This window comes from Armatimonas sp. (assembly GCF_043760365.1).
Classification (GTDB): Bacteria; Armatimonadota; Armatimonadia; order Armatimonadales; family Armatimonadaceae; genus Armatimonas.
This window is the reverse complement of sequence record NZ_JAYUPA010000682.1, coordinates 1-3,857: the sequence shown is the minus strand read 5'-3', so window position 1 is coordinate 3,857 and position 3,857 is coordinate 1. Positions and strand designations below refer to the sequence as shown.

The following is a 3,857-nucleotide window of genomic DNA, read 5'->3' as shown; positions in this document are numbered from 1 at the left end:
CCGGCAAGACGACTCTGATTCAAGCCGTGGTGGAGACCCTCCCCGAAAACTTTCGTATCACCCGGCTCACCGTGCAGGACTACACCTCGGAGGCGGCTTTCTGGCAAGCACTCTGGGCAGGGTTTGGCCGAAGCGAGGCCGCGCCTCCGACCACCAGCCGTCTTGCTGAGGTTCTGGGAACCTGGAATCGTCAGGGAATCACGACAGTGGTCTGTCTTGATGATACGGATGCCGTCGCCGATCAGCTTGCCGTTCTCTCCCCGGACTTCTTCTTCGACCTGCGCACCCTCGCCACCGAAGCCAAGGTTGTTTTCGTCGCCGCCGCAAGGCAGCCGCTGAGTGCGCTTCTGCCGTCGTCGCGTATCGGCTCCAACTTCTTCAGCTACTTTGCCCTGCTCCAGCTGGGCGCAATCAACGTGGACGAGGCCATGCGCTTCTTCGACGGTGAGAAAGTTGTGCTCTCGGCAGAGGACGAACAGCTCCTGCGCGGTGCCAAAGCCTACTTCCCCGCTCAGCTCAGCAAGATCGCCGAAGATCGCCGTGCAGGCAAGAGCTTCGGCACATCGCTTCAAGAGACACGGACGCTTTAACACCAATATCCACCGATATAGCCGCGCTGGAGAGTGCTCTGCAAGCGCTTCCAGGGCAAGAGAAGCTCAAGCAGTTTCGTGCGGCAGTGCAAAGCGAGCTGGCGGGGACTGCGTTTGTGGGGGAGCTGGGACGGCGGGTACACGTCGCCGCCAATGCCGTCTGGGAGCGCATCAAACAGTACCGCAAAGGCTGCGTCAGCAAGCTCCCCACCGGTCACGCCCTGCTCGCAAGCATCCCGTAGCTACACCCACCCCGCGACGATCTCTAAAAACGCCTCGGGGGCTTCGTCGTGGGGCAGGCCGCCGACGTTATTAAGCACCACGAGCTGCGCATCGGGGCGCACGTCGAGAAACGCTTCGGACTGCGAGATTGGCGTCTCGCTGGCGGCGGCACCCCAGAGGAGCTTCGGGGCTTCGGGGAGCGCGATAAGCGCCTCGACGATGTTGCAGTTGAGATAACCGCCCAGAAAATACGGGAGCACCCGGTCGCTGCCGGGCTGGTGCGCGGCGCGGTGGAAGTGGGTGACGAGCGCTTCGTTGACGGGCTCCGGTGTGGCGTAGACGCGCATTTTCAAGTACTGGCGCAGGCCCGGGCGGCTGGTGATCAGGTTATAGAGGCTTGCACCCAGCACCGGCAAAGAAAGCGCGGTGGCAAGGACTTTTCCTGAGGGCTGGAGCGGGGCACTCAGTGCTTGTAAGCCTGTCGGGCAGACCAGAATCAGCTTGTCCGCCAGCTCCGGGCGGCGCTCCGCCAGCGCGACCGCAAACGCGGCGGAGAGCGACGAGGCGATAATGTCGGTTTTTTGACCAATCGCCTGCTCGATAAAGTCGGCGATGAGGTCTAGATAAGTCTCAGCGGTGTAGGTGATCCTGGGCTTGTCGGACTTGCCAAAGCCGAGTAAATCCGGCGCAAACACCTGGCGCGTCTCCGAGAGCGGCCCGAAGACATGCCGCCACTCAAACGCGGAGCAGCCTGCGCCAATGGCATGAAGCAGGAGCAGTGGCTTACCCTCGCCTGCCACCTCGTAGGCAATGTCACCGTCGGGGAGCGGGAGCCACTTGGCCTGCCCGCCTGTCTGCCGGTACATGAGTGGTGGGGTCCGGTGGAAGATCGCCGCATTGATCGCCGCCACCGCGCCCACGGCCAGCCCCGTCCATAGGAGCGTTTTCAGCGCCTTATTGCTACTGTCTTGCGTCTCGCTTGCTGCCTTTGCCATAGCCTCTATAATACCGTCCCCCGCCGCCGATTGGAAATCGGCGTCTGCAATGGCGTTCCGCCGCAAAGCCCGTGCCGGGCTACAAATTCTGTTCCCCCTTCGCGAAGCCGGAGGGGGTTAGGGGGAGGCCAGCCCGGCACGGGCTTTGCGGCACGCAGTGCCACTGATGACGCCCAATTTCATTGGGCGGTCACGCGTCACGAGCCTGTCGAAAACTCCCGCAGGCACTCCGCCGCCACCTCGCGCAGACGTAACGAACGAGCGTCCTTGCTCATCCGCCGTAGCACCGGCTGAATATTTCCGTCCCGCGCCGACGTCAGCGCCAGCAAGATGACAATGGCGAGGTTCTGCGGCGTCTCGCGTTGCTCGGTAAGCAGTGCTAACTCTGCTCGTAGTTCAAAGGGCAACGCAAAGACGTCATCCCCACCCATGTGGGTTAGCATCCGAGCAATCGAATCATCAATAGCTTGTCGTAGCGGCCCCTTTGTGAATTGCCGCTCTTTAAGGAGACGTTCTAAAAGACAAGGGTCATGACATAGATGAAGAGTGCTTAGTAGTTCGCCACGAATACGTGGAGCGCGTTGGTGAGCCATTTTAACAAACCTTGGTAGGAGGAGCTTGTTAGGCACGGTTATCATAATCAATAGGATGATAACTCGGTTCTCCATGCGTGAGATAGCAGGCGAAAAAAGGGAATAGCAGGCTATGGCAGTGGCGGTACTTCAAACTAGTGTTTGCAGTATCCGATAGAGCTGGATGGACTTACGGTCTCGCTCGACTTGTTCCCATAAAAAATGTGCTGCTCTTTCTGATCCCAGCTCAACCAGTACAGGGTCACTGCTCTTCCACTCTTTGCTTGCCATGCGCTCGGCGAGGTGGGTTTGCCAATCTTCAGTCTGTGGGAACCGCTTTTGCTGTTGCTGCATCACCGCGCTTGCTCCAGGGATTTCAGGCACTCCAGGGCGGCTTCTCGGAGGCGCTCGGTGGGAGCGGTGGAGGCTACGGCTTGAGCGAGGGGGCGGATCGCTTGGTCCGCGGCGGTTCCCAGGGCCAGCAGTAGCGCTATTTTGAGGTAATCTGGCGTTTCGGGGTTTTCTAGCCACGCATGGAGCGGAGCACAGGGCAGCGCCGCGACGTCACGGGAGCTGGCGTAGGAGAGTTTTTGCGCGAGGCGGGCCTGGGCAAGCGCGGGGAGGGGCGGCGGGGTGGAGGCGGGTAGAACGCTCAGCAGCAGAACCCGCTCGGCCAGAGACAGAGGGAGGGTGTCGTCCTTGATGACTGCCAGGAGCTGGGCGTAAATCTCCTCCTCCTCACGCCGGTTCGTGTGGCTGCGGGTGAGGAGGAGGGGCAGCCAGAACAGTAGGACGAAAGTGAGGAGAAAAGTGGAGGCAGGGTGGAGCGTTCCCATGAGCGTCGGGAGAGCGACAATAAGAAGCAGGACGGAGGTTGCCAGCAGGCTCCCCGTCAGGAGCCGCTTGCCCCGGAAGGGGGCACGGTGCAGGTGGGCATAGCGCTGGGCCAGAGTGAGTGCGGAGAGGGCCTGCATCTGGAGCATATACCCAAATTGTACCGGCTAGAGCCGCCGCACGACGAGCCGGTAGAGCATCTTCGGGCCGCCACGCTGCTGCGCATCGCTGATTTCAAGGTAGTAGACGCCATCATGGGGGGCGGTAAAGCTCAGGCGGCGGTCTTGGCGCAGGCGGCCCGCTGCCATCGTCAGCATCAGGCGGCGGGAGTCGCGCACTCGGAGCAAGGGGTCGAGGTCCGAGAGCGGTGAGCGTGCCCCGGTGACGGTCACTTCGAGTTTGTCACCGCGCTTTAAGGCCAGCTGATAGAGGTGCGGCTGGTCATTGTCTAGGTTGGTCTGCACGGCGAGAGAGGGGACGAGAGCGAGTGGCATCGCCTGGTCAAAGCGGCTGAGTGGCTTCTTGGCAGTCACTTCCTGCAGGGCGGCAGGCAGAACGGGCAGCTTGAGGGTTGGACTGTCTTTGGGATGCACAAGCGTGAGCTCGAACGACTCGGGTGGACAGTCCGTGGGCACGATTACTTC

Annotated in this window: 6 protein-coding genes; 2 read left to right on the top strand and 4 right to left on the bottom strand. The window is 61.4% G+C overall.

Going from position 1 to position 3,857, the window contains the following annotated elements; genetic code table 11:
* Both ACH2EH_RS15905 and ACH2EH_RS15900 read left to right on the top strand, forming a co-directional pair.
* Positions 1-590: AAA family ATPase (locus ACH2EH_RS15905; protein ID WP_395143073.1), on the top strand; the 590-nt coding region annotated here is incomplete at its 5' end.
* A gap of 86 nt (positions 591-676) precedes the next feature.
* A complete protein-coding gene (locus ACH2EH_RS15900) occupies positions 677-832 on the top strand; it encodes a hypothetical protein (RefSeq protein ID WP_395143072.1) in 156 nt (51 codons plus the stop codon).
* On the opposite strand, the gene ACH2EH_RS15895 is transcribed toward ACH2EH_RS15900, so the two are convergent.
* The 4 genes from ACH2EH_RS15895 to ACH2EH_RS15880 form a co-directional block, all read right to left on the bottom strand.
* Positions 833-1,807 (bottom strand): alpha/beta fold hydrolase, encoded by a 975-nt coding sequence (locus tag ACH2EH_RS15895; RefSeq protein WP_395143070.1) that lies wholly within the window; start codon positions 1,805-1,807, stop codon positions 833-835. It abuts the gene before it with no gap.
* A 197-nt stretch (positions 1,808-2,004) separates the two neighbouring features.
* A complete protein-coding gene (locus tag ACH2EH_RS15890) occupies positions 2,005-2,238 on the bottom strand; it encodes a hypothetical protein (protein ID WP_395143068.1) in 234 nt (77 codons plus the stop codon).
* A gap of 494 nt (positions 2,239-2,732) precedes the next feature.
* On the bottom strand, positions 2,733-3,362 hold the full coding sequence (locus tag ACH2EH_RS15885) for a hypothetical protein (RefSeq protein WP_395143066.1): 630 nt from the start codon (positions 3,360-3,362) through the stop codon (positions 2,733-2,735).
* An 18-nt stretch (positions 3,363-3,380) separates the two neighbouring features.
* Positions 3,381-3,857 (bottom strand): hypothetical protein (locus tag ACH2EH_RS15880; protein ID WP_395143065.1); only part of this gene is annotated, 477 nt, incomplete at its 5' end.

What these genes read in the sequence shown, in the direction of transcription:
- ACH2EH_RS15895 (WP_395143070.1), bottom strand. Translation starts at nt 1,807, where the DNA reads ATGGCAAAGGCAGCAAGCGAGACGCAAGACAGTAGCAATAAGGCGCTG.
- ACH2EH_RS15890 (WP_395143068.1), bottom strand. Translation starts at nt 2,238, where the DNA reads ATGGGTGGGGATGACGTCTTTGCGTTGCCCTTTGAACTACGAGCAGAG.
- ACH2EH_RS15885 (WP_395143066.1), bottom strand. Translation starts at nt 3,362, where the DNA reads ATGCTCCAGATGCAGGCCCTCTCCGCACTCACTCTGGCCCAGCGCTAT.